Genomic DNA, 25750 nt, shown 5'->3' with positions numbered 1-25750 from the left:
CTAAGGGAGCAGACACCGTGGCCATCCTGCAGCAGATCATCGACCGCCGGCTTTCGGGCAAGAACAAGTCCATTGGCAACCGCGAGCGCTTTCTCCGGCGCTACAAGGGGCAGATCCAGGAGGCGGTGCGGCGCGCGGTGAGCGGGCGCAACATCCGCGAGCTGGAGCAAGGCGAAGACGTGACCCTGCCGCGCCACGATGTGTCCGAACCCGTGTTCGGCCATGCCCGTGGCGGCGACCGCGAGTATGTGCACCCGGGCAACCAGGAGTACCTGAAGGGCGACCGCATCAAGCGCCCCGAAGGCGGGGGCGGCGGTGGCTCGGGCAGCGGCGAGGCGAGCGACAGCGGCGAGGGCGAGGACGACTTCGTCTTCCGCCTCACGCGCGAAGAATTCATGCGCGTGTTCTTCGACGACCTGGCACTGCCGCACCTCATTCGCACGCAGATCGCCGACGTGCCCGAGTGGAAGAGCCACCGCGCCGGCTTCACCAGCGACGGCTCGCCCAACAACCTGCACGTGGTGCGCTCCATGCGCGGCGCGCTGGCCCGGCGCATTGCGCTGGGCGGCGAGCCGCGCAGGGAGCTCAAGCGGCTGGAGGCGCACCTGCTCCACCTGCAGCAGCATCCGCAGGCGGCGCAGGCCTTCATCCAGACCGAGATCCGCGAAACCGAGGAGCGCATCGCGGAGCTGCGCCGCACCATGCGGCACGTGCCCTACATCGACCCCATCGACCTGCGCTACCGCAACCGCGTGAAGACGCCGGTGCCCAGCGCGAAGGCCGTCATGTTCTGCCTGATGGACGTCTCGGGCTCCATGGACGAGGCGCGCAAGGACATGGCCAAGCGCTTCTTCATGCTGCTGTACATGTTTCTCACGCGGCACTACGAGACCATCGAGCTGGTGTTCCTGCGCCACCACACGCAGGCGCAGGAAGTGACCGAGGAAGAGTTCTTCCACGCCACCGAGACCGGCGGCACCGTGGTGTCCAGCGCGCTGGTGCTGATGGACGAGATCATCAAGGCGCGCTACCCCAGCGGCGAGTGGAACGTGTACGGCGCGCAGGCCAGCGACGGCGACAACTGGCACCAGGACAGCGGGCGCTGCCGCGAGCTGCTGGTCAACGACATCCTCCCCATGGTGCGCTACTACGCCTACGTGCAGGTGGCCGAGACCGAGCAGAACCTGTGGCAGGAGTACGCGCAGCTCGAGGGCGTGCAGCCCAACTTCGCCATGCGCAAGGTGTCGGACGCGCAGGACATCTATCCGGTTTTCCGCGACCTGTTCAAGAAGGAAGGGGTCACGTCATGAGCTCCGTCATTTCAGGCACCACGGCCAAGGTTCTTCGCGCGCCCCCGCCCGCCTCCACCCTGCCCCGGCTGGAGCGGCTGCCCAGCCCGTCGGACTGGACCTTCGACCTCATCGAGGCCTACCACGCCGAAATCGCGAAGACCGCGCGCGGCTACGGCCTGGACGTGTACCCCAACCAGCTCGAGGTGATCACCGCCGAGCAGATGATGGACGCCTACGCCAGCGTGGGCATGCCCATGATCTACAGGCACTGGTCGTACGGCAAGCAGTTCATCTCCACCGAGAAGAACTACAAGCGCGGCCACATGGGGCTGGCGTACGAGATCGTCATCAACTCCGATCCGTGCATTGCCTACCTCATGGAAGAAAACACCATGGCCATGCAGGCCCTGGTGATCGCGCACGCGGCTTACGGGCACAACAGCTTCTTCAAGGGCAACTACCTGTTTCGCATGTGGACCGATGCGTCGTCGATCATCGACTACCTGGTCTATGCGCGGCACTACATCGCCGAGTGCGAGGAGCGCCACGGGCTCGATGCGGTCGAAGAATTGCTCGACTCCTGCCACGCGCTGATGAACTACGGCGTGGACCGCTACCGCCGCCCGCAGAAGCGCTCGCTGGCGCAGGAAAGCGCGCAGCGCGCCGAGCGCGAGCGCCATATGCAGCAGCAAGTGAACGACCTGTGGCGCACGCTGCCGCGGCGCAGCGAGCAGGCGGCCGAATCCGATGCCGCGCGCCGCTTTCCGTCGGAGCCGCAAGAAAACCTGCTGTACTTCATCGAGAAGAACGCCGCGCTGCTCGAGCCGTGGCAGCGCGAGGTGGTGCGCATCGTGCGCAAGATCGCGCAGTATTTCTACCCGCAGCGCCAGACGCAGGTCATGAACGAAGGCTGGGCCACCTTCTGGCACTACACGCTGCTCAACACCATGTACGACCGCGGGCAGCTGGCCGACGGTTTCATGATGGAGTGGCTGAGCTCGCACACGGGCGTCATCTACCAGCCGCCCGTGGGGCACCGCGCCTACAGCGGCATCAACCCCTATGCGCTGGGCTTCGCGATGTTCACCGAGCTGCGCCGCATCTGCGAGAAGCCCACCGAAGAAGACCGCCGCTGGTTCCCCGACTTCGCGGGTTCCGACTGGCTGAAGACGCTGGACTACGCCATGCGCAACTTCAAGGACGAGAGCTTCATCGGCCAGTTCCTGAGCCCCAAGACCATGCGCGACTTCAGGCTGTTCGCCATTCGCGATTTCCAGAGCGAGTCGGAGCTGCAGGTGTCGGCCATCCACGACGACAGCGGCTACCAGGCGCTGCGCGAATCGCTGTCACGCCAGTACGACATCAGCAGCCGCGAGCCCGACATCCAGGTGTGGAACGTGGCCACGCGCGGCGACCGTTCGCTCACGCTGCGCCACACGCAGCGCAACAACCTGCCGCTGCACGACGGTGCCGAAGAAGTGCTGAAGCACGTCGCGCGGCTCTGGGGCTTCGACGTGCACCTGGAGAGCATCGACAACGCCGGGCGCGTGAGCCGCAGCTGGAAAGCCACGGCGCCCAAGCAGCAGTACTAAAGAGACCTGCGAGGCTAGCGAGCCGTCAACGGCATCAGGGCATCACGGCACCAGCGCCGCGATGGCGAGGGTGTAGCCCTTCACGCCCAGCCCCACGATGATGCCGCGCGCCGCGGGCGAGATGTACGAGTGGTGGCGGAACTCCTCGCGCGCGTGCACGTTGGAGATGTGCAGCTCGATCACCGGCACGCTCGCGCCCTTGATGGCGTCGTGCAGCGCGATGGAGGTGTGGGTGTAGGCGCCCGGGTTCATCACCACGCCCAGCATGTTGCCCACCGCCACTTCGCGGCCGGCCTCCTGGATCCAGTCGATCAGCACGCCTTCGTGGTTCGACTGGCGGCATTCGATTTCCACGCCGTGCTTCGCGCCGGTTTCCTTGCACAGCCGCTCCACGTCGGCCAGCGTGTCGCGTCCGTACTGTTCGGGCTCGCGCGTGCCGAGCAGGTTGAGGTTGGGGCCGTTGAGGACGAGGATTTTCTTCATGATGAACGGGTGGACAGTGGGTGGAAGGCCGGGGCCGGGGGCGCCAATTATGGTCTTGCGGCCGTCCGGCGACGCTTGCCGGCCGACGAGCCGACGTAGTAGTTGTAAGAGTCGATGTCCACCACGCAGCGCGCCATCAGGTCGACGAAGGCGCGCAGCTTCTGGCCCATGTAGCGCTGGCGCTGGTAGGCGCAGTAGATGCGGCGCGGCTCGGGCTGCCACTGCGGCAGCACCGGCACGAGCACGCCCTGCTCGACCTCGGGCCGCACGAAGAAGGCCGGCAGCAGCGCGATGCCCAGGCCGTCGATGCAGAAAGTTTTCATGACCCAGTGGTCGTTGGTCTCGAACGCCGGCTCGGGGCCGAAGGCGAAGCTCGACGCGCCAGACACCAGCAGCACCTGCGCGCGGGTCGACGAAGGCTCCTTCATCACGATGGACTGGTGCCGCGACAGTTCTTCGGGCGAACCCGGCATACCGTGGCGCGCCAGGTACTGCGGGCTCGCGTACAGCCCGTAGTTCAGCCGGCCCAGCAGCTTGGCCACCAGGTTGGGCGCATCGGGCGGCTCGGCGCACACGTAGCAGTCGACATCGTCCACGCGCGGCGCATGAAAGCCGCTGGCCACGTCGAGCTGGCAGCGCACATCGGGGTGCGACGCGAGAAACAGCTTGACCACATGGCAGACGAAGGAGGTGCTGAACTGCGTGTCGGACAGCAGCGAGAGCCGGCCCGACACGCCGGTCGTCAGCTCGTGGACCTCGGTGCTCGCCGCTTCGAGCCGGCCCGTGACCTCGTCGAGCAGGCCTTCGGCGCGCAGCAGGAAGGCGCGGCCGGCCTCGGTGAGCGCCATGCGGCGCGGGCTGCGCAGCAGCAGTTGCGCGCCCAGCAGCTCTTCGAGCCGCACGAGCTGGCGGCTCAGCGTGGCCTTCGACGTGCCCGAGAGGCTTTCGGCCCTGGTGAGGCTGCCGCTTCGGGCGACCAGCACGAAGGCCTCGACCAGCGCGAGATCGATGCGGCTCATTCGGCTCTTGCAGCTCGTGCGGCCTGTGCAGAAGGTACGGACAGCGCACCGGACACGGGCGAGCGTTTCAGGAATGAAAAGATGCGTCTCTTCATGTGGCTTTCTTCGGTGGGGCGGAAGCGGTACGGTATCACCGGCATCTCATACGAATGCCCTGCAGCCCTGCCAGCTTCCGCACCCTCACGACGAATGAACACACACGACACCAACCCCTGGCACCCCGTTGCCCGCGCCGCCGACCTGCGCCCGGGCGCCAACATCGTCGCCGGCTTCGCCCAGGGCCAGGAGCTCGCGCTCTGGCGCGCCGCCGACGGCAGCGCCCAGGCCTGGGAAAACCGATGCCCGCACCGCAGCGTGCGCTTCACGCTGGGCCAGGTCATCGAGAACCGGCTGGCCTGCGCGTACCACGGCTGGGAGTACGAAGCGGGCAGCGGGCAGTGCACGCGCATTCCGGCCCACCCGGCCATGCAGGCGCCGCGCAACGTGTGCGCGAAGACCTTCCCCATCGCGGAGGCCGCGGGCATGCTGTGGGTCGCGCTGTCGCCCGACACAGCCGCGCCGCCGGCATTGGCCGATGCCGTGCCCGCCGGCTGGCACTTCTGCCGCACGCTGACCGTGCGCGCACCGGCCGCCGCCGTGCGTGACGCACTGCTGCAACGCGGCTTTGCAAGCAACGCGGACTCCGGCGGCTGGCGCGGCCGGCTCGACGGCGTCGACACCGTCGCGCTGGTGCTCGACGCGCAACCCGCCCTCACCTTCGTCCACCTGTGGAGCGACGCCCTCAACGGCAGCGCCGCAATGGCGACCCTGCACACCGCCGCGCGCACCCTGCGCGGCGACATCGAAGCCCTCGGCTAAAGAAAGCCCGCCCATGCCCTTCGTAACCGACGACCCCAACATGCTCGACGACTGGCTCGTTCTCGGGCCCGCCACCACGGTGCCGCGCACCACCCGCCTGCTCGGCGAAACCGTGCGGCTGTGGACCGATGGCGACGGCACGCCGCACTGCCGCGTCGGCGAGCAGCCGCTGGCCGTGCAATCGCGCTACGGCTACCTCTGGGCCTGCCCCAGCGGCCGGCCGGCGCGCGCGTTGTTCGACTTTCCCGAATACAGCGAACCCGGGCGCCGCACCATCGACTGCGGCGGCATCGGCGTGGCGGTGTCGGGCCTGCGCGTGATCGAGAACTTCCTGGACATGGCGCACTTCCCCTTCGTGCACGCCGACTACCTCGGCAAGGTGCCGCACACCGAGGTCGCGCGGTACCAGGTGGCCATAGAGCCCGCCACAGGCGAGATCTGGGCCACCGACTGCCGCTTCTGGCAGCCGCGCGCCTCGGCCGCGCACGACACCGGCAGCGAGGTGCTCTACAAGTACCGCGTGATGCAGCCCTTCTCGGCCATGCTCTACAAGTCGAGCTTTCGCGAGGGCGCGCTCGACGCCATCGGCCTGTTCCTGCAGCCGGTGGACGACGAGCATGTCGTCGCCCACACGGTGCTGGCCTGCTACGACGACGACTCCAGCGGCGCCGCGCTCATCGCCTTCCAGCACACCATCTTCGGGCAGGACAAACCCATACTGGAGAACCACGCCTTCAAGCGCATGCCGCTCGAAGGCCGCGCCGAAACGCCCACGCGCGGCGACACCTCGTCGGTCACGTACCGGCGCTGGCTGCGCGAGCGCGGCATGCGCTTCGGCGTGAAACACTCGGAGACCGGGGCATGACGATGAAGCTGTACGACTACCCGCTCTCGGGCAACTGCTTCAAGGTGCGGCAGATGCTGGCGTGGCTCGGCATCGACTACCAGACGGTGCCGGTCGATTTTTTTCCGGGCCGCGAACACAAGTCAGCCGCCTTCCTGGCGAACCTCAACCCGCTGGGCCAGTTGCCGGTGCTCGATGACGACGGCTTCGTGCTGCGCGATGCGCAGGCCATCCTGGTCTACCTGGCGAGCCGCTACGACACGCAGCGCCGCTGGTATCCGGACGACCCGAAGCTGCGCGGCCAGGTCGCCATGTGGCTGGCCACGGCCGACGACATCACCCGCACCGCGTCGGCCGCGCGGCTGCACGACGCGCTGGGCTACCACCACCTGGACATCGAGGCCTGCCGCCGCGGCGCGCGCGAGGTGTTCCGCGTGCTCGACGACCATCTGGCGGAACAGTCGGAACAGGCGGAACAGTCGGAACAGGCGGGACAAGCCGAACGGGCAGAGCATGCCGGGCATGCCGGGCAAGCCGGCACGGGCATGCGCTGGCTGGCCTCGTCCGGCGACCCCACCATTGCCGACCTGGCCTGCTTTCCCTACGTCGCGCTGGCCGGCGAGGGCGGCATTTCGCTCGACGAATTTCCCGCACTGCGAAACTGGGTCTGGAATTTCCGCCACGTGCCGGGGTTCATCGGCATGTCGGGTATCTTCCCTGCTGGCCCTGCCTGAGAATCCTCATCCCTCCCGCTTTCTGAAGAACCCCAACACCATGAAAACCAAAGCTGCCGTCGCCTGGAAATCCGGAGAACCGCTCACCATCGAAACCGTGGACCTCGAAGGTCCGAAGTTCGGCGAAGTGCTGGTGGAAATCAAGGCCACCGGCATCTGCCACACCGACTACTACACGCTCTCGGGCGCCGACCCCGAAGGCATCTTCCCCGCCATCCTGGGCCATGAAGGCGCGGGCATCGTGGTCGACGTGGGCCCCGGCGTGACCACGCTCAAGAAAGGCGACCACGTCATTCCGCTGTACACGCCCGAGTGCCGCCAGTGCAAGTTCTGCCTGAGCCGCAAGACCAACCTGTGCCAGCTCATCCGCGGCACGCAGGGCAAGGGCCTGATGCCCGACGCCACCAGCCGCTTCAGCCTCGACGGCAAGCCCATCTTCCACTACATGGGCACCAGCACCTTCAGCAACTACACGGTCGCGCCCGAGATCTCGCTGGCCAAGATCCGCGAGGACGCACCCTTCGACAAGGTCTGCTACATCGGCTGCGGCGTGACCACCGGCATCGGCGCGGTGATCTTCACGGCCAAGGTCGAGGCAGGCGCCAACGTGGTCGTGTTCGGCCTGGGCGGCATCGGCCTGAACGTGATCCAGGGCGCCAAGATGGTGGGCGCGGACAAGATCATCGGCGTCGACCTGAACCCCGAGCGCGAAGCCATGGCCCGCAAGTTCGGCATGACGCACTTCATCAACCCGAAGGACATCGAGGCGGCCGGCGGCAACATCGTCGATGCCATCGTGCAGCTGACCGACGGCGGCGCCGACTACAGCTTCGAGTGCATCGGCAACACGAAGGTGATGCGCCAGGCGCTCGAGTGCACGCACAAGGGCTGGGGCCGCAGCATCATCATCGGCGTGGCCGAGGCGGGTGCGGAAATCAGCACGCGGCCGTTCCAGCTGGTCACCGGCCGCAAGTGGGAAGGCTCGGCCTTCGGCGGCGCGCGCGGCCGCACCGACGTGCCGAAGATCGTCGACTGGTACATGGAAAACAAGATCAACATCGACGACCTGATCACGCACACCATGCCGCTGGAAGACATCAACAAGGGCTTCGACCTGATGAAGCGCGGCGAGTCCATTCGCGGCGTGGTCATTTACTAACCCCCAGGCTTCGCGCACTTCGTGTCGCTTCTCCAACCCCCTTGCAGGGGGCAACACCAGCGGCCCGGCAAAGCCGGTTCCGCGGTGTTCCTGGAATAACTCCCACGTGCTCTTCGGAGGTGAGTCGGTGATGCAAAAGATGGAACCCTTGCACAAGATCGAGGCCGGTGTGCTCGAAGTCGCGTACTTCGAGGCCGGCCCCGCCGACGGCCCGCCGGTGCTGCTGATGCACGGCTTTCCGTACGACATCCATACCTACGCGGAAGTGGCGCCCCTGCTCGCCGCGCAGGGCTGCCGGGTGATCGTGCCGTACCTGCGCGGCTACGGCGCCACGCGCTTCCTGAGCGACGCCACGCCGCGCTCGGGCGAACAGGCCGCGCTGGGCGCCGACCTGCTGGCGCTGCTCGACGCACTGAACATCGAACGCGCCGTGCTCGCCGGCTACGACTGGGGCGGCCGCGCGGCCTGCGTGGTCGCGGCGCTGTGGACGGAGCGGGTGGCGGGGCTGGTCTCTTTCAACAGCTACAACATCCAGAACATCGCCAAGGCGATGGAGCCCGACACGGCCGAGAACGAGCACAGCCTCTGGTACCAGTACTACTTTCACAGCGAGCGCGGCCGCGCCGGCCTGGCCAAGGACCGCAAGGGCATCACCCGGCTGCTGTGGAAGCTGTGGTCGCCCACGTGGAAGTTCGACGACGCCACCTTCGAGCGCAGCGCCGCCGCCTTCGACCACCCCGACTTCGTGGACGTGGTGATCCAGTCGTACCGCCACCGCTTCGGCCTGGCGCCCGGCGACCCTGCCTATGCCGACATCGAGCGCCGCCTGGCGGCCCAGCCCGCCATCGGCGTGCCCACCATCACCTTCGACGGCATCGACGACGGCGTGCGCCCACCGGCCGAGCCGTCGGCGCATGCCCACCGCTTCAGCGGGCCGCGCTCGCACCGGCTGGTGCCCGGCGTGGGCCACAACATGCCGCAGGAAGCGCCGCGCACCTTCGCCGACGCGGTGCTCGAACTGGTGCCCGCCCTGCGCGAAAAAAAGACCTCATGACGGACCCCATGACCGACAACACCCCCAAGACCCTTTCCGCGCACCACGCCTTCGGCGGCGTGCAGAGCTTTCACGAGCACGCGTCGCATGAAATCGGCCTGCCGATGCGCTTCTCGGTCTACCTGCCGCCGCAGGCGCTGAAGAGCAACCCCGAACGCGTGCCCGCCCTGCTCTACCTCGCGGGGCTCACCTGCAACGAGGAAACCTTCGCGACCAAGGCCGGCGCGCAGCGCATGGCCGCGAGCCTGGGCATTGCGCTGATCGCGCCCGACACCAGCCCGCGCGGCGCCACGGTCGAAAGCCTGCCGGGCGCCAAGGACAGCTGGGACTTCGGCATCGGCGCCGGCTTCTACCTCGACGCGCTGGCCGGGCCCTGGGCCACGCACTGGCGCATGGAAAGCTGGATCGTGCACGAGCTGCTGCCGCTGGTGGCGCAGCATTTTGCCATCGACGGCGAACGCATCGGCATCTTCGGCCACTCGATGGGCGGGCACGGCGCGCTCACGCTGGCGCTGCGGCATCCGGGGCGCTTCAGGTCGCTGTCGGCCTTTGCGCCCATCTGCGCGCCCACGCAGTGCCCGTGGGGCGAGAAGGCTTTCGCCGGCTACCTGGGCGAGCCGGGCGCCGACCGCGCGCAATGGCTGGCGCACGACGCCAGCGCGCTCATGAAATCGCAGGTGGCCGCGCCCTACCCGCAGGGCATCCTCGTCGACCAGGGGCTGGACGACAAGTTCCTGGCCGAGCAGCTGCACCCCGAGGCCTTCGAGGCCGCCTGCTTCGCCGCCGGCCAGCCGCTCACGCTGCGCCGGCATGCGGGCTACGACCACGGCTACTACTTCATCCAGAGCTTCATGGCGGACCACATCGCGCACCACGCGCAGACCCTCAGGGCCTGAACAGGCCGGGCTCGGAGGTTCAGGGCCTGAGCAGCCCACGCGCGCCGATGGTCTCGGGCATGGCCTCGCGCACCGCGTCCAGGAAGCGCCGCAGGCGCACCGGATAGAAACGCGCCGGCGGATAGACCAAGTACATCGGCAAGGGCGCGGCGCACCACTCGGGCAGCAGGTGCACCAGCTCGCCGCGCGCAATGTCGTCGTGCACCGCCCAGGCCGATGCCGCGCACACGCCCAACCCCATCAGCGCCGCGGTGCGCAGCGCGTAGAGGCTGTCGGTGGTGAGCTGCGTTCGAATGCCGATGGCGCGCGACGCCCCCGTGACCGAATGCGTGAGCGTGATCTCGTTGCGGTAGTACATGCTCAGCGCAATCCACGGCAATGCGGCCAGCGCCTCGACATGGTCCGGTACCGGCAAGCCGCCCTTCACTGGCGAGCCGCCCAGCACCGACGGTGCCGCCACCACGATGCGCGGCACGTCCGCCAGCTTGATCGCCACCACCGACGGGTCGGTCACCTCGCCCACCTGGATGGCGCAGTCGATGTTCTCGGCAATGAAGTTCGGCGTGCCGTCGCGCAGCATCCACTCCACCCGCACGCGCGGGTGGCCGCGCAGGAAGCTGGCGAGCGGCCCCAGCAACTGCTGCTGGCCGAAGGCATGCGGCACCAGCACGCGCAGCGTGCCCTCGGGGTCTTCCTGCGTGCCGCGCAGGTCGGACTGCAGCGCGTTCCAGTTGGCGACCATGTCCTTGGCGCGCTCGTAGCAGCGCTCGCCGTCCTCGGTGAGGTTCATGGCGTGCGTGGAGCGCTGCAGCAGCTTCACGCCCAGCGAGCGTTCCAGCGCCTGCAGCCGGCGGCTCACGGTGGGCTGCGTGGCGCCGATCTGCGCGGCGGCGGCCGACAGGCTGCCCGCCTCCACGATGCGCACGAAGGTCTGCATCAGCTCGATGCGGTCGGCGGCGGCCGTGTTCTTTTCCATGCGCCGAGCGTATAGCGCTTTTGCGGCGGCGCGTACTTCCGCCACGCCGCGCGGGCCGGCAGACTGGCCGGCTTTCAACGTGGAGATCGACTCAATGGACACAGCATTCATCGGCATCGGAAGCATGGGCGCGGCCATGGTGCCGAACCTGGTCGCGGCGGGCCACCGGGTGGCGGTGTGGAACCGCAACCCGGCGCCCGCCGAGGCGCTGGAGGGCATGACGCTGCTCGACGCCCCGGCCGCGGCCTTCCAGCACGAAGTGGTGCTCACGATGCTGGCCGACGACGCGGCCGTGCGCGGCGTGATCGTCGATTCGGGCGCGCTGCGCTCGGCGCGGCCCGGCTGCGTGCACGTGATGATGGCCACCATCTCGCCCGCGCTGTCCGGCGAACTGGCGGCGCTGCACGAGGAGGCGGGCGTGGCCTACGTTGCGGCGCCGGTGTTCGGCGTGCCGGCCGTGGCCGCCGCGGGGCAGCTCAACATCATGGCCGCGGGGCCGGAACAGGCGCTGGCCACGGTGCGCCCGCTGCTCGACGCGATGAGCCGGCGCGTGTGGCCGCTCGGCGAAGACCCGCTGCGCGCCAACGTGGCCAAGATCGCCGGCAACATGATGATCGCGCAGGCCATCCAGGCCCTGTCGGAGGCCGTGGCGCTGGGCGAGTCGTACGGGTTGCGGGGCGCGGACTTCATCGACATCGTGACCAACACGCTGTTCGCGAGCCCCAGCTACCAGCGCTACGGCAAGCGCATCGCCACGGGCGACTACGAGCCCGGCTTCAAGCTCACGCTGGGGCTGAAGGACGTGAACCTCGCGCTCGACGCGGGCGAGGCCAGGCAGGTGGTGCTGCCCGCCGCGCGCATCGTGCAGCAGCGCATGCACGCGGCCATCGCGCAGGGGCTGGGCGGCAAGGACTGGTCGGCGTTCGGGCAGGCCTGAACGACAAAGAAAGTTCAGGAAAAACGCCGGAGGGCAAGCCAAGGGAAGCCGAGGGAAACGTTCGCATCGGGTGTTCACCGCGCTGTGCTCGGGCCGTATCATGGTTCGCATGTCCGCCGCCCAGATCCCCGCCTTTCAACTGCGATCGCGCGAAGGCGGTCCCGAAGAAAACATGGTGCTGGCCGGCATCTGGCGCCGCGCCTGGACCTCGGCCAACCGCGGGGCCGCCACCATCGAGCCCATCGCCCACTGGCTGCACCGCGTGCAGACCGAATTCGGCCCGCCCGCCGACGTGGTGCTGGCCGAGCGCGAGGGCCAGGTGCTGGCCTTCATGGTGCTGCTGGGCCGGCGCGAGTACGTGGCGCAGCTCTTCGTCGAGCCGCACCTGCGCAGCCAGGGGCTGGGGAAGGCGCTGCTGGACGAGGCCTGCGTGCGCATTCCCACCGGGTGGCGGCTGCACGTGGCGGTGACCAACACATCGGCGCAGCGCTTCTACGAGCGCTACGGCCTCGAGCGCGGCACCGTCGATCGCCACCCCACCAGCGGGCGCGAACGCATCGCCTACCATTGGTCGCCCTCGCGCCCGCCGTGGCGCGTGGGCTGAGCCGCCCCCCTCTTTCCAGCCACCATCCCGCCAGCGTGCGCACCGAGCCCATCGCCCTTCGGAACGGCCACCGCATCGAGACCACTTCATGAGCGCCTTCGTCGACAGCCTGCACGAGATCTTCGAGCGCTTCGGGCGCATCGCGCCGCGCCGCATGTTCGGCGGGCACGGCATCTTCCACGAGGGCCGCATGATCGCCATCGTGCAGGGCGACACGCTCTACCTGAAGTCCGACGTCGAAAGCGCGCCGCACTTCGACCGGCAGAACCTGCCGCCCTTCACGTACATGCGCCAGGGCCAGGAGACGCCGCTGTCGTACCGGCAAGCCCCGGCGGACCTGTTCGAAGACCGTGAAGAGGCCGCGCTGTGGGGCCGGCGCGCGTACGAAGCCGCGCTGCGTTCAGGCCAGCCGCCCAAGCCGAGAAAGCCATCCGCTGCCAGAAAGTCGCCGGCCAAAAAGGTGCCGGCCAGGAAGGTACCAGCCAAAAAGGCGGCGGCCAGGAAAGCACCCGTCAAGACACCCGCAAAGAAAGCCTCAGTGAAGAACGCAACGAAAAAAGCAGCGAAGAAAACAGCGAAAGCCAGCGCCCGGTGAACGACAACGCCTCTCTCCCACATCTCCCGCCGCTGCCCGAGCGCGAACAGATCGCGCTGCTCGAACCCTTCGACGGCCTCGGCCTGCGAGACATCGTGGTCGTGCAGACGCTGGCGGACGCCGAGCGCGCCGCCGCCACGCTGCTGGCGGCCGGCATTGCGGGCTTCGACACCGAATCCAAGCCCACCTTCGCGAAGAACGAGGTGTCGGGCGGCCCGCACGTGGTGCAGTTTTCGACGCGCGACACGGCCTGGCTCTTCCAGCTGCACCGCACCGACTGCAACCCGGTGGTGGCCGCGCTGATCGCCTCCGCCGAGCTGCGCAAGGTGGGCTTCGGCCTGTCGGGCGACCTCACGCTCATTCGCAACCGGCTGGGCATCGAGCCGGGCGCGGTGTTCGACATCGACAACGAGTTCCGCCGCCGCGGCTACCGCAAGTCGGTGGGCGTGAAGGCGGCGGTGGCGCTGGTGTTCGAGCGGCGCTTCATCAAGTCGCGCAAGGCGACCACCTCGAACTGGGCCAACAAGCAGCTCACCGAGGCGCAGATCCGCTACGCCGCGAACGACGCCTATGCGTCGATCCGCGTGTACGACGCGCTGTTCGCACGCAACTGAAACCGAAGCGCCCCGGGCCGCTCAGTCGCGCCCGGCTTCGACGATCGCCTGCGCCAGCCGCGGCGGGTTCGAGAAGAACATCTCGTGGCTGCCCGGGCACTCCACCAGCCTGAACAACCCCAGCCGCTCCGACAGCCTGGGATGCCACGGCAGCCCATGCGGCAGCGCGGTGTCCTGCAGGCAATTGACGTACGACTTGCCCAGCGCCAGCGCCGCCAGCGGCTGGCTCAGCCGGATCTTGTCGGTGAAGGTGCGGTACGGGTGCGGGTTGAGCTTGTCATAGGCGGCCTGCGCGGTCGGCAGGTCGGCGTCGTTGATGAAGGCCTCGCGCCAGATCTCGAAGGGCAGCGTGACCGCGTTGGCGTTCGCGGCGGCCACGGCGTCGAACATGCTCACGTAGTGCGGCGGCACCATGTCGTTGAGCGACTCGCCGTCCAGCGGCACGAAGGCGTTGATGTACACCAGCCGCTTCAGCCGCGCGGCGATGCGGTCGGCCACGCCCGAGATCACCATGCCCCCGTAGCTGTGGCCCACCAGCCGCACCTGCGTGAGGTTCTTCTGCTCGATGAAGCGCACGGCGGATGCGATGGCGTCGTCCAGCGTGGTGGCGGCGCGGTCGTCGCCCGGGTTGTTGCCGGCCAGCGTGGGGCAATGCACGGTGTGGCCGGCCGCGCGAACGCCGTCGGCCACGGCTTCGATTTCGGCGCCGGTGTGCCACGCGCCGTGGACGATGACATAGGTGTCGGACATGGGGTCTCCTTCGTTTGTGACGGAGACAGACTGTAGGAACGGCATCGTTCCGCGGATGGCCGGTGCGTGCCAGCGCGATGGCCGGTTCGTGCCAGTTCATCCTGATCGATGCCGCTTGGGTTGCTCCAATTCAACTATTCAACGATACTTGAAATATGGAAGAAAACGACGTCGTCCGCTCGCTCGCCGCCCTGGCGCAGCCCATTCGCCTCCGGGTGTTCCGCGCCCTGGTGGTCGCCGGACCGGCGGGCCTGACCCCCGGCACGCTGACCGAATCGCTCGAGGTCTCGGCCACCAGCCTGTCGTTCCACCTGAAGGAGCTGATGCACTCGGGACTGGTCTCGCAGGAGCGCCAGGGCCGCAACCTGGTGTACCGCGCGGCCTTCGCGCAGATGAACGGCCTGCTGGCCTACCTCACGGAGAACTGCTGCCAGGGCGAGGCCTGCGACGCGAGCTGTTCGCCGGCATGTGACACAGCAGGCACATCGGGCACATCGGGCACGCCGGCATGCTGATCGCCCTCGCGATCTTCGCCTGCACGCTGGTGCTCGTCATCTGGCAGCCGCGCGGCCTGGGCATCGGCTGGAGCGCGTCGCTGGGCGCCGCGGCCGCGCTGCTGACGGGCACGGTCCAGCTGGCCGACATTCCGGTCGTGTGGGGCATCGTGTGGAACGCGACCGCCACCTTCATCGCGGTGATCGTCATCAGCCTGTTGCTGGACGAGGCCGGCTTCTTCGAATGGGCCGCGCTGCACGTGGCGCGCTGGGGCGGCGGGCGCGGGCGGCTGCTGTTCGCGCTGATCGTGCTGCTGGGCGCGGCCGTGTCCGCGCTGTTCGCCAACGACGGCGCGGCGTTGATCCTCACGCCCATCGTCATGGCGATGCTGCTGGCGCTGGGCTTCACGCCGGCCGCCACGCTCGCCTTCGTGATGGCGGCGGGCTTCATCGCCGACACCGCCAGCCTGCCGCTGGTGGTGTCGAACCTGGTGAACATCGTCTCGGCGGATTTCTTCGGCATCGGCTTCAACGCGTATGCCGCCGTGATGGTGCCGGTGAACGCGGTGGCGGTGCTCGCGAGCCTTCTGGTGCTGATGCTGTACTTTCGCCGCGGCATTCCGGTGCGCTACGACATGGGCCGGCTCAAGGCGCCGGCCGAGGCGATTCGCGACCCCGCGACCTTCCGCGCCGGCTGCGTTGTGCTGGCGCTGCTGCTCGCCGGCTTCTTCGCCCTGGAGCCGCTGGGCGTGCCGGTCAGCGCGGTGGCCGCCTTCTGCGCCTTCGTGCTGCTGATGGTCGCGGGGCGCGGCCCGGTCATCGACACGCGCAAGGTGCTGCGCAACGCGCCGTGGCAGATCGTCGTGTTCTCGCTGGGCATGTACCTGGTGGTCTACGGGCTGCGCAACGCCGGGCTCACCGTGCACATCGCGTCGCTGCTCGACGTGTTCGCCCAGGGCGGCGTCTGGGGCGCCGCGATGGGCACCGGCCTGCTCGCGGCGGCGCTGTCTTCGGTGATGAACAACATGCCGACCGTGCTGGTCGCGGCGCTGTCCATCGACGCGTCTTCGGCCACCGGCGCGGTGAAAGAAGCCATGGTGTACGCCAGCGTGATCGGCTGCGACCTCGGTCCGAAGATCACGCCCATCGGCAGCCTGGCCACGCTGCTCTGGCTGCATGTGCTGGCCCGCAAGGGCATGGCCATCGGCTGGGGGTACTACTTCAGGGTCGGCCTCGTGCTGACCCTTCCCGTGCTGTGCGCGACCCTGGCGGCGCTGGCACTCAGACTGGGCTTTTCGCTCTCATGAACGACATCACGATCTATCACAACCCGGCCTGCGGCACCTCGCGCAACGTGCTCGCGCTGATCCGCAACACGGGCGAGCAACCCACGGTCATCGAGTACCTGCGCCATCCGCCGGACCGGGCCACGCTCACGGGGCTGATTGCCGCCATGAACATGCCGGTGCGCGAGCTGCTGCGCCGCAAGGGCACGCCCTACGACGAACTGGGCCTGGACGACCCGAAGTGGACCGACGCGCAGCTGCTCGACTTCATGCTCGCGCACCCGCTGCTCATCAACCGACCGATCGTGGTGACGCCGCTCGGCACGCGGCTGTGCCGGCCCTCCGAGGCGGTGCTCGACCTGCTGCCGCGCCCGCACCTGGGCGCGTTCACCAAGGAAGACGGCGAAGCCGTCATCGACGCGAAAGGCCAGCGTGTCCGCCACCCCTGAACTCCCCCACATCGACCCCGCGCACTTCCGCGCGCCCGACCTGCAGCGCCTGTGGCCGGCGCAGCGTGCCACGCATGCGCCGCGCATCCTGCTGCTGTACGGCTCGGTGCGCGAGCGCTCGTACAGCCGGCTGCTGACCGAAGAGGCCGCGCGCCTGCTGCGCGCCATGGGGGCCGAGGCCCGCATCTACGACCCGCGCGGCCTCCCGCAGCCAGACGACGCGCCGGACGATCACCCGAAGGTGCAGGAGCTGCGCACGCTGGCGCAGTGGAGCGAGGGCATGGTGTGGTGCTCGCCCGAGCGGCACGGCGCCATGACCGGCGTGATGAAGACGCAGCTCGACTGGATTCCGCTGGCGGTCGGCTCGGTGCGGCCCACGCAGGGCAAGACGCTGGCGGTGATGGAGGTGTCGGGCGGCTCGCAGTCGTTCAACGCGGTGAACCAGCTGCGCGTGCTGGGGCGCTGGATGCGCATGCTTACCGTGCCCAACCAGTCGTCGGTGGCCAAGGCCTTCATGGAATTCGAGGAAGACGGCCGGATGAAGCCCTCGCCGTACTACGAGCGCGTGGTCGACGTGATGGAAGAGCTGGTGAAGTTCACGCTGCTCACGCGCGACTGCGCCGCCTACCTGGTCGACCGCTACAGCGAGCGCCGCGAGAGCGCGCAGGCGCTGTCGGCGCGGGTGAACCTGCGCAGCATCTGAGCGGGCGGCCAGGGTCGGTCAGTCGCGCAGCAGCCGGCGCAGCACGCCCGGCGTCGCGCCCAGGTGCCGGCGGCATTGCCGCACGAAGTGCGAGGCGTCCGCCAGCCCCACGCGAAAGCCGATCTGCGCCACGCTCAGCCGGTCGAAGCGCGCATCGGCCAGCATGCGCTGCGCGGCCTGCATGCGAAAGCCCGCCAGCGCGGTCGCGAAGGTGGTGTTGCTCTCGGCCAGGCAGCGGTGCAGGCCGCGCTGCGAAATGCCCAGCCCGTTCGCCACGCAGGCGGCGGTGAGGCCGGGTTCGGCATGCCGCTCGCGCGTGGCGTCGAGCACCTGGGCGCGCAGCGCGGCGCGGCCTTCGCTGCCGGCGTGCTGCATCGGGGGCTGCCCCTGCCCGAGCGCCAACGCCAGCAGGCTGCCCAGCTGGTCGCACAGCAACTGCGCGGGCAACGGCGGCCTGGCGGCCATCTGCGGCGTGCACTGCCGCACGAAGCCGCTCAGCACACCGCCCCACCCCGCCTGCCCGTCGATGCGGCGCGCCACCTGGTCGCCGGCGTCGGGCAGCCATGCGTCGACCCAGGCGGTCGGCAGTTCCAGCGACACGGTGTCGGCCGACTGCAGCAGGTGAAATTCGTAGAGCCGGCGCGAATCGACCAGCACCGGGTCGCCGGGCAGCAGGCGCGCGCAGCGGCCGTCCTGCGCCATGGTCCAGGCCGAGTCGGTCTTGCACAGCAGGTAGTAATAGTTGTGACGGCTGTGGGCAATGGCGCGGCGCGTGCGGTAGACGTCCTGCGCGCTGCCGCGCACTTCGTTGACGACGAGCGGGCCCAGGGGCGCGGATTCGAGCGAGGCGGCGAAGTGGCTGGCCTGCACGGGGCTGGTGATGTCCATCTCGAGAAAGCCCTCGCACACCGCGCCCACCCAGTAGTCCAGCCGCTGCGCAGGGGGCACGGCGTCGGTGGACCAGCGGTGGAACGCTTGTGGGGCTTGGCTCATGGCGGGGAAGTTACCGAAGGCACGCCCGCTTGCCAAGCGGGTAAATAGCCCACGCCCGCTTGCCAAGCGGGTAAATAGCCCATGCCCGCTTGCCAAGCGGGCAACTACGCCACACGCGCTTGCCAAGCGGGTATAGCCCCTCTCCCACGGCACCGCGCCCGCCACACCGGCAAAATGACCGGCGAACCAACCCGTGCGCGGACACCCCGGCGCATGCACACGAAAGAAGGGCAAGACAGGTCATGAGCAGCAAGCAAAGCGATTTCGGACTGATCGGCCTGGCCGTGATGGGCCAGAACCTCGTGCTGAACGTGGAAAGCCGCGGCTTCCAGGTCAGCGTCTACAACCGCACCGAAGCGACCACCGAAGCCTTCGTCGCCGCCAACCCCGGCAAGAAGCTGGTGGGCGCCAAGACGCTCGAGGAGTTCGTGCAGAGCCTGGCCAAGCCGCGCAAGATCCAGATCATGGTGAAGGCCGGCGCGCCGGTCGACCAGGTCATCGAGCAGCTGATTCCGCTGCTGGACAAGGACGACATCGTCATCGACGGCGGCAACAGCCTCTACACCGACACCGAACGCCGCGACGCCTACCTGTCGAGCAAGGGCCTGCGCTTCATCGGCGCGGGCGTCTCGGGCGGGGAAGAAGGCGCGCGCAAGGGGCCGTCGATCATGCCGGGCGGGCCGCTTTCCACCTGGGAGGTGATGAAGCCGATCTTCGAGAGCATCGCGGCCAAGGTGGACGGCGAGCCCTGCGTGATCCACATCGGCCCGGGCGGCGCCGGCCACTACGTGAAGATGGTGCACAACGGCATCGAGTACGGCGACATGCAGCTCATCTGCGAGGCCTACAGCCTGTTCAAGGCGGCCGGCTTCACCACCGACGAGATGGCCGCCATCTTCAACGAGTGGAACGACGGCGAGCTGCAGAGCTACCTCATCCAGATCACCGCCAAGGCGCTGGAGCAGAAAGACCCGGAAACGGGCCAGCCGATCGTCGACGTCATTCTCGACAAGGCCGGCCAGAAGGGCACGGGCCAGTGGACGCTCATCAACGCGGCCGAGAACGCGGTGGTCATCAGCACCATCAACGCCGCCGTCGAGGCGCGCGTGCTGTCCTCGCAGAAGAAGGCGCGCGTGGCGGCCAGCAAGCAGCTGCAGGGCCCGAAGGTGGAACTGTCGCTCGAGAAGAAGGCGCTGGTGGCCAAGGTGCACGACGCGCTGTATGCGTCGAAGGTCATCAGCTACACGCAGGGCTTCGACCTCATCAAGACGATGGGCGCCAAGAAGGAATGGAAGCTCGACCTGGGCGGCATCGCGTCGATCTGGCGCGGCGGCTGCATCATTCGCGCGCGCTTCCTCAACCGCATCACCGACGCCTTCCGCACCGACCCGGCGCTGCCCAACCTGATGCTGGACCCCTTCTTCAAGGACCTGCTGAACCGCACGCAGCAGAACTGGCGCGAAACGGTGGCGCTGGCGGTGAGCAACGGCATTCCGGTGCCGGCGTTCAGCGCCTCGCTGGCCTACTACGACAGCTACCGCACCGAGCGCCTGCCGGCCAACCTGCTGCAGGCGCAGCGCGACTTCTTCGGCGCGCACACCTACGAGCGCACCGACAAGCCCGAAGGCAAGTTCTTCCACACCGACTGGCCCGAAGTGATCGGCTGATGCCATGCCAGCCCTCGACTACCCCAGCCACCTGGTCGAGGACTGGCAACTGCGCGACGGCACGCCGGTGCGCATCCGCCCGATTCGCGCCGACGACCTCGGCATGCACACGGCCTTCGTCGCGGGCCTGTCGAGCGAAACGGGCTACCACCGGCTGCTGTCGCCGCGCAAGCCGCAGCCCGACGAGCTATGGCGCATGACGCACATCGACTACGACCACGAGCTGGCGCTCATCGCGACCACCGGGGTCGACGGCCATGAACAGCAGATGGGCGTGGTGCGCTATGTGCGCGGCGAAACGCCCGAGACGGCGCACATCGCCGAATTTGCCGTGGTCATCGCCGACGCATGGCAGCACCACGGCCTGGCGTTCAAGCTGCTGCGCAACCTGATCGACGCCGCCAGGGCCGCCGGCGTGAAGCAGCTGGCGGACATCACGCTGTACGACAACATCGGCATGCTGGCGCTCGCGCGCAAGCTGGGCTTCAGGCTGCAGCGCGATCCGGGCAACCCGAACGTCACGCGGCTGCGGCTGGCGCTGGACTCGCCTTCGCGCTGAAGCCGGGCGCGTCGTTCCAGCCTGAACCGGCCTGCCCCCGCCTGTTTCAGCCCAGGAGCCCCAGCTTGGAGACCACCTTGCCCAGCGGCTTGCGCTCGCCGATGAGCGCCACCGCCACATAGCGCAGGTCGGTCGCGGGCACGGCCGCCACGGCTTCGCCGAAGGCCGCGTAGTTGGTGGTCTGCTGGCCCTGCACCGGAAAGTCGACCACGTCGCACTCGGTGGTGGCCATGGCCTTCTGGCGCACGGCGGCCAGTTCGTCCTGGCTGGCGCCGAGCACGGCGATGCCGATGGGGATCAGCCCCGGGTGCACGCCGCCCGAGGCATCGACCAGCGGCGCGCCGACCAACCCCGGATGGCGCTGGCCCACGGTGAGCGCGACGACGGCCGCGGCGTTGGCCGCCAGCCCCGCGGGCAGCGCGTTGTCGACGACGATCACGCAGCGCTCCGGGAGCGCTGGCAGGGATGGCGACGTCAGGGACGATGGCGTGGCGGTGTCGTTCATGCGGATTCGGGGTTCGATGTCGGTTTGCGGAACGCGGCGGGCGCGTCGAGCCGCCGCAGTGCGTCGCCCACCTCGGCGCGGAACTGCGAGAGCGCGTCCAGCGAGGCGTCGGCGGGCATGAAGGCGCTCCACAGCATGTCGGTGAGCTGGGCGGCGGTCTGCTCGATGTCGGGCTTCTTGCCGGAAACGACGTAGTCCCACAGCACGTGCTCCATGGCGCCGTAGACCATGTCGCGCAGCAGCCGCAGGGGCACGCCTTCGCGCAGCTCGCCCGCCTCGCGCGCGGCGCCCAGCGCATGCATCAGCGGCGCGGTGTAGCGGCGCTTCAGGTCGGCGATGACGCTGCCGAAGGCGGCGTCCGCCGTGCGCCCTTCGCTCAGCACCAGCGCGCAGAGGCCGGCGCCCTCGCCCATCAGGTTGACCAGGTGCTTGCGCACCACGAAGGCCAGCTTGGCGCGCAGGCCGTTCAGTGGCGGCAGCTCGCGTTCCAGCTCGCCCGAGATCTGGTCGTACCAGCGGCGAATGACCTGCAGGCACAGCTCGCGCTTGCTGCCGAAATAGGTGAACACGGTGGCCTCGGAGACGCCCAGGCGCTGCGCGATCTCCGCCGTGGTGGTGCGCTCGAAGCCTTTTTCGGCGAACACCTCCTTCGCTATCGCGAGCAGGCTTTCGATGCGGCGGCCGGATTTTTCGCCGCGCGCGGCGCGGCGTGTGTTGAGGGTGTCTGTGTCGGACATGCGAGGCCTGTTCCTGAGCGTTGCTCAATCATAGACCAACCTACCCCACAAATTACCAATGAAAAAAACCTGAGTCCTGCTCGATTATTTAGTTTCAGCAGCCAACCAAGCCATCGCCTGCGCCACCGCCTTCCCCAGCGGCAAGGTCGCGTCCACCGCCAGCACCCCCGGCTCGCCCACCGGCGATTCGAGCGTCGCGAACTGGTTGGCCACCAGGCTCGCCGGAAACATGTGCTCGCCCGCGCCGGCCCGCGCCGCCACCCGGCGCTCGGATTGCGCCCGCTCGATGGCCATGAACACGAAGCGCAGCCCCGGCGCCGCCGCGCGCAGCTGCTCGCGGTAGATGCGCTTGAGCGCCGAGCAGGTCAGCACCGCGCCCTTCGGCGAATCGGCCAGCGCGCGGCCCAGCGTGGCCAGCCAGCCGGCGCGGTCGGCGTCGGTGAGCGCGATGCCGTGGCTCATCTTCTGCACGTTGGCCGGCGGATGGTGGTCATCGCCTTCTATCAGCGGCAGCCCGAGGGCTGTGGCCAGCGCCGCGCCCAGGCTCGACTTGCCGCATCCCGACACGCCCATCACTACCAGCCAGACCCTGTCCATATTCACCCTTTTGGTAAAGCGCCACACCTAACAAACGGCGCCCGCAAACTTAAATCTACTTCCTTATGATGCGAAACCTTTTTCCGTCGGAAGCAGAGAGTCCTCTCCATGGTCCAGCTTGCGTTGCGTCGCCCGTACACCTTCATCGTCATGGCGATGCTGATCGTGCTGGCCACGCCTTTTGTCCTGGCGCGCATGGCCACCGACATCTTCCCGGAAATCAACATTCCGGTGGTCAGCGTCATCTGGAACTACACCGGCCTGCCGGCCCAGGAAATGGGGCAGCGCATTTCCGGCCAGGTGGAGCGCGGGCTGACCACCACGGTGAGCGACATCGAGCACATCGAGTCGCAGTCGCTGGCGGGCGTGTCGATCATCAAGGTGTTCTTCCAGCCCACGGCCAACATCGAGATGGCCATCTCGCAGGTGGTGGCCTCCATGCAGGCGCAGGTGAGGCAGCTGCCGCCGGGCATCACGCCGCCGCTGGTCATCAAGTACTCGGCCTCCAGCGTGCCGGTGATCCAGCTGGCGCTGTCCAGCCCCACGCGCTCTGAAAACTCGCTGTTCGACGCCACCGTCAACCAGCTGCGCCCGCAGCTCATCACGGTGCCGGGCGCGGCCATTCCGTTTCCCTACGGCGGCAAGAACCGGCTGATTTCGGTCGACCTCGACACCCAGGCGCTGCAGGCGCGCGGCCTCTCGCCGGCCGACGTGGTGAACGCGGTGAACACGCAGAACCTGATCCTTCCCTCGGGCACGGCCAAGTTCGGTTCCACCGAATACAACGTGAAGATGAACGGCTCGCCCGACGCCATCGCGGGCCTGAACGACCTGCCGGTGCGCACCGTGAACGGCGCCACCACCTACCTGCGCGACGTGGCCTACGTGCGCGACGGCTTCTCCCCGCAGACCAACGTGGTGCGCCAGGACGGCGTGCGCGGCGTGCTGCTGTCGGTGCTGAAGAACGGCGGCGCCTCCACGCTGGACATCGTGTCGAACATTCGCGCCATGCTTCCGGTCGCCGCGCAGACCATGCCAGACGACATCAAGATCACCCCGCTGTTCGACCAGTCGGTGTTCGTGAAGGCGGCGGTGAAGGGCGTGGTGTTCGAGGCCATCCTGGCGGCCGCGCTCACGGCCGCGATGGTGCTGCTGTTTCTGGGCAACTGGCGCAGCACGCTGATCATCGGGCTGACCATTCCGCTGTCGATCCTGGCGTCGATCCTGGTGCTGTACGCGCTGGGCGAAACGCTCAACCTCATGACGCTGGGCGGCCTGGCGCTGTCGGTGGGCATCCTGGTCGACCAGGCGATCGTGACCATCGAGAACATCGAGCGGCACCTGCACATGGGCACGCCGCTGATGGAGTCCATCGAGGTGGGCGCGGGCGAAATCGGCTCGGCCGCCTTCGTGTCCACGCTGTGCATCTGCATCGTGTTCGTGCCGATGTTCTTCCTGTCGGGCGTGGCGCGCTTCCTGTTCGTGCCGCTGGCCGAGGCGGTGGTGTTCGCCATGCTGGCCTCGTACCTGCTCTCGCGCACGCTGGTGCCCACGCTGGTGATGCTGCTGATGGGCGGCTCGCACGGCGAGCACGCGCCGGCGGCCGATGCGAAACCCAGCGCGCTGCAGCGCCTGTACCGCGCCTTCGACCGCCGCTTCGAGCGCGTGCGCCGCGCCTACACGCTGGTGCTGTCGGCGGTGCTGTCGAAGCGCGCGGGCTTCATCGGGCTGTTCCTGGGCTTCTGCCTGCTGTCGTGCCTGCTGTACCCGGCGCTGGGCCGCGACTTCTTCCCGACGGTGGACGCCGGCCAGATCCGCCTGCACCTGCGCGCGCCCACGGGCACGCGCATCGAGGAAACCGCGCGCCTCACCGACCAGGTCGAGGCCGCCATTCGCGAGCTGGTGCCGCCGGACCAGCTCGAGACCATCCTGGACAACCTGGGCGTGCCTAACAGCGGCATCAACCTGTCCTACAGCAACGCCGGCACCATCGGCACCTTCGACGGCGAGCTGCTTCTGTCGCTGAAGGAAGGCCACAAGCCGACCGACCATTTCGTGTCGATCCTGCGGGCCGAGCTGCCCAGGCGCTTTCCGGGCATCGAGTTCTTCTTTCAACCGGCGGACATCGTCACGCAGATCCTGAACTTCGGCCTGCCGGCGGCCATCGACGTGCAGTTCAGCGGCAACGACATGGCCGGCAACGCCCTGCGCGCGGCCGAACTCACCAAGGCCATCCGCCAGATTCCGGGCGCGGTCGACGCCCACGTGCACCAGCGCCTGGACGGCCCCGCGCTGAGCCTGCAGATGGACCGCACGCGGCTGCAGCAGTACGGGCTCACGGCCTCGAACGTGGGGCAGAACGTGCTCATCGCGCTGTCGGGCAGCTCGCAGACGGCGCCGGCCTTCTGGCTGAACCCGGTGAACGGCGTGGTCTACAGCATCGCGGTGCAAACGCCGCAGTACACGGTCGATTCGCTGGACTCGCTGCTGAACATTCCGGTGGGCGCGGGCGCGAACGCCGCGGCTGGCACGGGCGCGCAGCAGCTGCTGGGCAACCTCGTCACCACCCAGGCCGACCGCCAGCCGGCCGTGATGTCGCGCTACAACATCGCGCCCGTCATCGACGTGTACGTGAGCGTGCAGGGCACCGACCTGGCCAGCGTGGCCTCCAAGGTGCAGAAGCTGGTCGACGAGATGCGCCCCAAGCTCTCGCGCGGCAGCCGCGTCGAGATACGCGGGCAGGTGCAGACCATGCAGTCGTCGTTCATCGGCCTGGGCGTGGGCTTGGCGATGGCCATCGTGCTCGTGTACCTGCTGATCGTGGTCACCTTCCAGTCGTGGCTGGACGCGGCCATCATCATCACCGCGCTGCCGGCCGCGCTGGCGGGCATCGCGTGGATGCTGTTCATCACCGGCACCACGCTGAGCGTGCCGGCGCTCACGGGCGCCATCATGACCATGGGGGTGGCCACGGCCAACTCCATCCTGCTGGTGTCGTTCGCCAGGGAGCGGCTGGCCGCGGGCATTCCGCCGCTGTCGGCCGCGCTGGAAGCCGGCGCCACCCGCATCCGCCCGGTGCTGATGACGGCGCTGGCGATGATCATCGGCATGATCCCCATGGCCCTGGGCCTGGGCGAAGGCGCCGAGCAGAACGCGCCGCTGGGCCGCGCGGTGATCGGTGGCCTGATCTTTGCCACGGTGTCGACATTGTTTTTCGTACCCGCCGTGTTCGCGGGGGTGCACAGTCGGCTTGCGCACCGCAGGGCGGCACGCGAAGCGTCGCAGCAACCGCAGCAGCAACAACCCCCAGCGGGCGCAGCGCCCCAGGAGAACTGAAACCTTGACCCCCACGC

General features: G+C 68.5%; 27 protein-coding genes. 19 read left to right on the top strand and 8 right to left on the bottom strand.

The genetic code is table 11. The features are described from left to right. Positions 1–17 precede the first annotated feature (17 nt). Together QTI51_RS04485 and QTI51_RS04480 are read left to right on the top strand one after the other, a co-directional pair. Entirely contained in the window at positions 18–1310 is a 1293-nt protein-coding gene (locus tag QTI51_RS04485) for a YeaH/YhbH family protein (protein WP_116908018.1), read from the top strand. Next, entirely contained in the window at positions 1307–2884 is a 1578-nt protein-coding gene (locus tag QTI51_RS04480; RefSeq protein ID WP_286512636.1) for a SpoVR family protein, read from the top strand. The genes QTI51_RS04485 and QTI51_RS04480 overlap by 4 nt, the downstream gene beginning before the upstream one ends. A gap of 42 nt (positions 2885–2926) precedes the next feature. Here the strand turns inward: QTI51_RS04480 and aroQ are convergent, their stop codons facing one another. Continuing rightward, complete coding sequence (aroQ, locus tag QTI51_RS04475) at positions 2927–3367, bottom strand: type II 3-dehydroquinate dehydratase (protein ID WP_116908019.1); 441 nt, start codon at positions 3365–3367, stop codon at positions 2927–2929. 47 nt (positions 3368–3414) lie between these two features. Continuing rightward, positions 3415–4386 (bottom strand): LysR family transcriptional regulator, encoded by a 972-nt coding sequence (locus QTI51_RS04470; protein ID WP_116908020.1) that lies wholly within the window; start codon positions 4384–4386, stop codon positions 3415–3417. Positions 4387–4575: 189 nt separating this feature from the next. Here QTI51_RS04470 and QTI51_RS04465 point away from each other — a divergent pair, with 189 nt between their 5' ends. The 6 genes from QTI51_RS04465 to fghA all read left to right on the top strand — a co-directional run bounded on the left by QTI51_RS04465 (position 4576) and on the right by fghA (position 9931). Continuing rightward, positions 4576–5244: a Rieske 2Fe-2S domain-containing protein gene (locus tag QTI51_RS04465; protein ID WP_116908021.1), complete on the top strand. Its 669-nt coding sequence runs from the start codon at positions 4576–4578 to the stop codon at positions 5242–5244. Between the two features lie 13 nt (positions 5245–5257). Beyond that, a complete protein-coding gene (locus QTI51_RS04460; RefSeq protein WP_116908022.1) occupies positions 5258–6109 on the top strand; it encodes an aromatic ring-hydroxylating oxygenase subunit alpha in 852 nt (283 codons plus the stop codon). Beyond that, positions 6106–6822, top strand: a complete 717-nt coding sequence (locus QTI51_RS04455; RefSeq protein ID WP_116908023.1) for a glutathione S-transferase family protein — start codon at positions 6106–6108, stop codon at positions 6820–6822. Before QTI51_RS04460 ends, QTI51_RS04455 begins: the two co-directional genes overlap by 4 nt. Before the next feature lie 40 nt (positions 6823–6862). Further along, entirely contained in the window at positions 6863–7981 is a 1119-nt protein-coding gene (locus tag QTI51_RS04450) for an S-(hydroxymethyl)glutathione dehydrogenase/class III alcohol dehydrogenase (protein WP_116908024.1), read from the top strand. Between the two features lie 130 nt (positions 7982–8111). Next, a complete protein-coding gene (locus QTI51_RS04445; RefSeq protein WP_286512640.1) occupies positions 8112–9035 on the top strand; it encodes an alpha/beta fold hydrolase in 924 nt (307 codons plus the stop codon). An 8-nt stretch (positions 9036–9043) separates the two neighbouring features. After that, the gene (gene fghA, locus QTI51_RS04440; protein WP_116908535.1) at positions 9044–9931 is read left to right on the top strand and encodes an S-formylglutathione hydrolase; all 888 of its coding nucleotides are present in this window, start codon (positions 9044–9046) and stop codon (positions 9929–9931) included. A gap of 19 nt (positions 9932–9950) precedes the next feature. On the opposite strand, the gene QTI51_RS04435 is transcribed toward fghA, so the two are convergent. Continuing rightward, on the bottom strand, positions 9951–10907 hold the full coding sequence (locus tag QTI51_RS04435; RefSeq protein ID WP_207786637.1) for a LysR family transcriptional regulator: 957 nt from the start codon (positions 10905–10907) through the stop codon (positions 9951–9953). 94 nt (positions 10908–11001) lie between these two features. Here QTI51_RS04435 and QTI51_RS04430 point away from each other — a divergent pair, with 94 nt between their 5' ends. The 4 genes from QTI51_RS04430 (at position 11002) to QTI51_RS04415 (ending at position 13657) form a co-directional block, all read left to right on the top strand. Beyond that, positions 11002–11844 (top strand): NAD(P)-dependent oxidoreductase, encoded by an 843-nt coding sequence (locus tag QTI51_RS04430; RefSeq protein WP_116908536.1) that lies wholly within the window; start codon positions 11002–11004, stop codon positions 11842–11844. A gap of 109 nt (positions 11845–11953) precedes the next feature. Next, positions 11954–12448: a GNAT family N-acetyltransferase gene (locus tag QTI51_RS04425; protein WP_286512646.1), complete on the top strand. Its 495-nt coding sequence runs from the start codon at positions 11954–11956 to the stop codon at positions 12446–12448. Between the two features lie 88 nt (positions 12449–12536). After that, entirely contained in the window at positions 12537–13043 is a 507-nt protein-coding gene (locus tag QTI51_RS04420; RefSeq protein ID WP_116908027.1) for a TfoX/Sxy family protein, read from the top strand. Next, a complete protein-coding gene (locus QTI51_RS04415) occupies positions 13040–13657 on the top strand; it encodes a 3'-5' exonuclease (RefSeq protein ID WP_286512649.1) in 618 nt (205 codons plus the stop codon). Before QTI51_RS04420 ends, QTI51_RS04415 begins: the two co-directional genes overlap by 4 nt. Positions 13658–13678: 21 nt before the next feature. Here the strand turns inward: QTI51_RS04415 and QTI51_RS04410 are convergent, their stop codons facing one another. Next, positions 13679–14407, bottom strand: a complete 729-nt coding sequence (locus tag QTI51_RS04410; protein WP_116908029.1) for an alpha/beta fold hydrolase — start codon at positions 14405–14407, stop codon at positions 13679–13681. Between the two features lie 155 nt (positions 14408–14562). Here QTI51_RS04410 and QTI51_RS04405 point away from each other — a divergent pair, with 155 nt between their 5' ends. The 4 genes from QTI51_RS04405 to arsH are packed head-to-tail and all read left to right on the top strand — an operon-like array spanning position 14563 to position 17339. Further along, the gene (locus QTI51_RS04405; protein WP_116908030.1) at positions 14563–14922 is read left to right on the top strand and encodes an ArsR/SmtB family transcription factor; all 360 of its coding nucleotides are present in this window, start codon (positions 14563–14565) and stop codon (positions 14920–14922) included. Then, positions 14916–16208: an arsenic transporter gene (locus tag QTI51_RS04400; protein ID WP_116908031.1), complete on the top strand. Its 1293-nt coding sequence runs from the start codon at positions 14916–14918 to the stop codon at positions 16206–16208. The genes QTI51_RS04405 and QTI51_RS04400 overlap by 7 nt, the downstream gene beginning before the upstream one ends. Next, a complete protein-coding gene (arsC, locus tag QTI51_RS04395) occupies positions 16205–16636 on the top strand; it encodes an arsenate reductase (glutaredoxin) (RefSeq protein WP_116908032.1) in 432 nt (143 codons plus the stop codon). Before QTI51_RS04400 ends, arsC begins: the two co-directional genes overlap by 4 nt. Beyond that, on the top strand, positions 16620–17339 hold the full coding sequence (gene arsH / locus QTI51_RS04390; protein WP_116908033.1) for an arsenical resistance protein ArsH: 720 nt from the start codon (positions 16620–16622) through the stop codon (positions 17337–17339). The genes arsC and arsH overlap by 17 nt, the downstream gene beginning before the upstream one ends. An 18-nt stretch (positions 17340–17357) precedes the next feature. Here arsH and QTI51_RS04385 read toward each other — a convergent pair whose 3' ends face one another. Then, a complete protein-coding gene (locus QTI51_RS04385; RefSeq protein WP_116908034.1) occupies positions 17358–18332 on the bottom strand; it encodes an AraC-like ligand-binding domain-containing protein in 975 nt (324 codons plus the stop codon). 242 nt (positions 18333–18574) lie between these two features. Between QTI51_RS04385 and gnd the strand changes: the two genes are divergently transcribed. Continuing rightward, positions 18575–19999, top strand: coding sequence for a decarboxylating NADP(+)-dependent phosphogluconate dehydrogenase (gene gnd / locus QTI51_RS04380; RefSeq protein WP_286512654.1), 1425 nt, complete (start codon positions 18575–18577; stop codon positions 19997–19999). A 4-nt stretch (positions 20000–20003) separates the two neighbouring features. Then, entirely contained in the window at positions 20004–20558 is a 555-nt protein-coding gene (locus QTI51_RS04375) for a GNAT family N-acetyltransferase (RefSeq protein ID WP_116908036.1), read from the top strand. Between the two features lie 46 nt (positions 20559–20604). Here the strand turns inward: QTI51_RS04375 and QTI51_RS04370 are convergent, their stop codons facing one another. From QTI51_RS04370 to QTI51_RS04360, 3 genes are all read right to left on the bottom strand, one after another. Beyond that, entirely contained in the window at positions 20605–21063 is a 459-nt protein-coding gene (locus QTI51_RS04370; protein ID WP_116908037.1) for a DUF2000 domain-containing protein, read from the bottom strand. Further along, entirely contained in the window at positions 21060–21800 is a 741-nt protein-coding gene (locus QTI51_RS04365) for a TetR/AcrR family transcriptional regulator (RefSeq protein ID WP_286512660.1), read from the bottom strand. Before QTI51_RS04365 ends, QTI51_RS04370 begins: the two co-directional genes overlap by 4 nt. A gap of 84 nt (positions 21801–21884) precedes the next feature. Then, positions 21885–22397 carry a gluconokinase gene (locus QTI51_RS04360; RefSeq protein WP_286512662.1) on the bottom strand — a complete coding sequence of 171 codons (513 nt, stop codon included), beginning with the start codon at positions 22395–22397 and terminating at the stop codon, positions 21885–21887. 108 nt (positions 22398–22505) lie between these two features. Here QTI51_RS04360 and QTI51_RS04355 point away from each other — a divergent pair, with 108 nt between their 5' ends. Beyond that, complete coding sequence (locus QTI51_RS04355) at positions 22506–25733, top strand: efflux RND transporter permease subunit (RefSeq protein ID WP_116908039.1); 3228 nt, start codon at positions 22506–22508, stop codon at positions 25731–25733. The last annotated feature ends 17 nt before the right edge of the window (positions 25734–25750 follow it).

It is taken from the genome of Variovorax sp. J22G73, from assembly GCF_030317035.1.
Taxonomy (GTDB): domain Bacteria; phylum Pseudomonadota; class Gammaproteobacteria; order Burkholderiales; family Burkholderiaceae_C; genus Variovorax.
The sequence above is the reverse complement of the archived record's forward strand: the minus strand, read 5'-3'. Positions and strand labels throughout refer to the sequence as shown.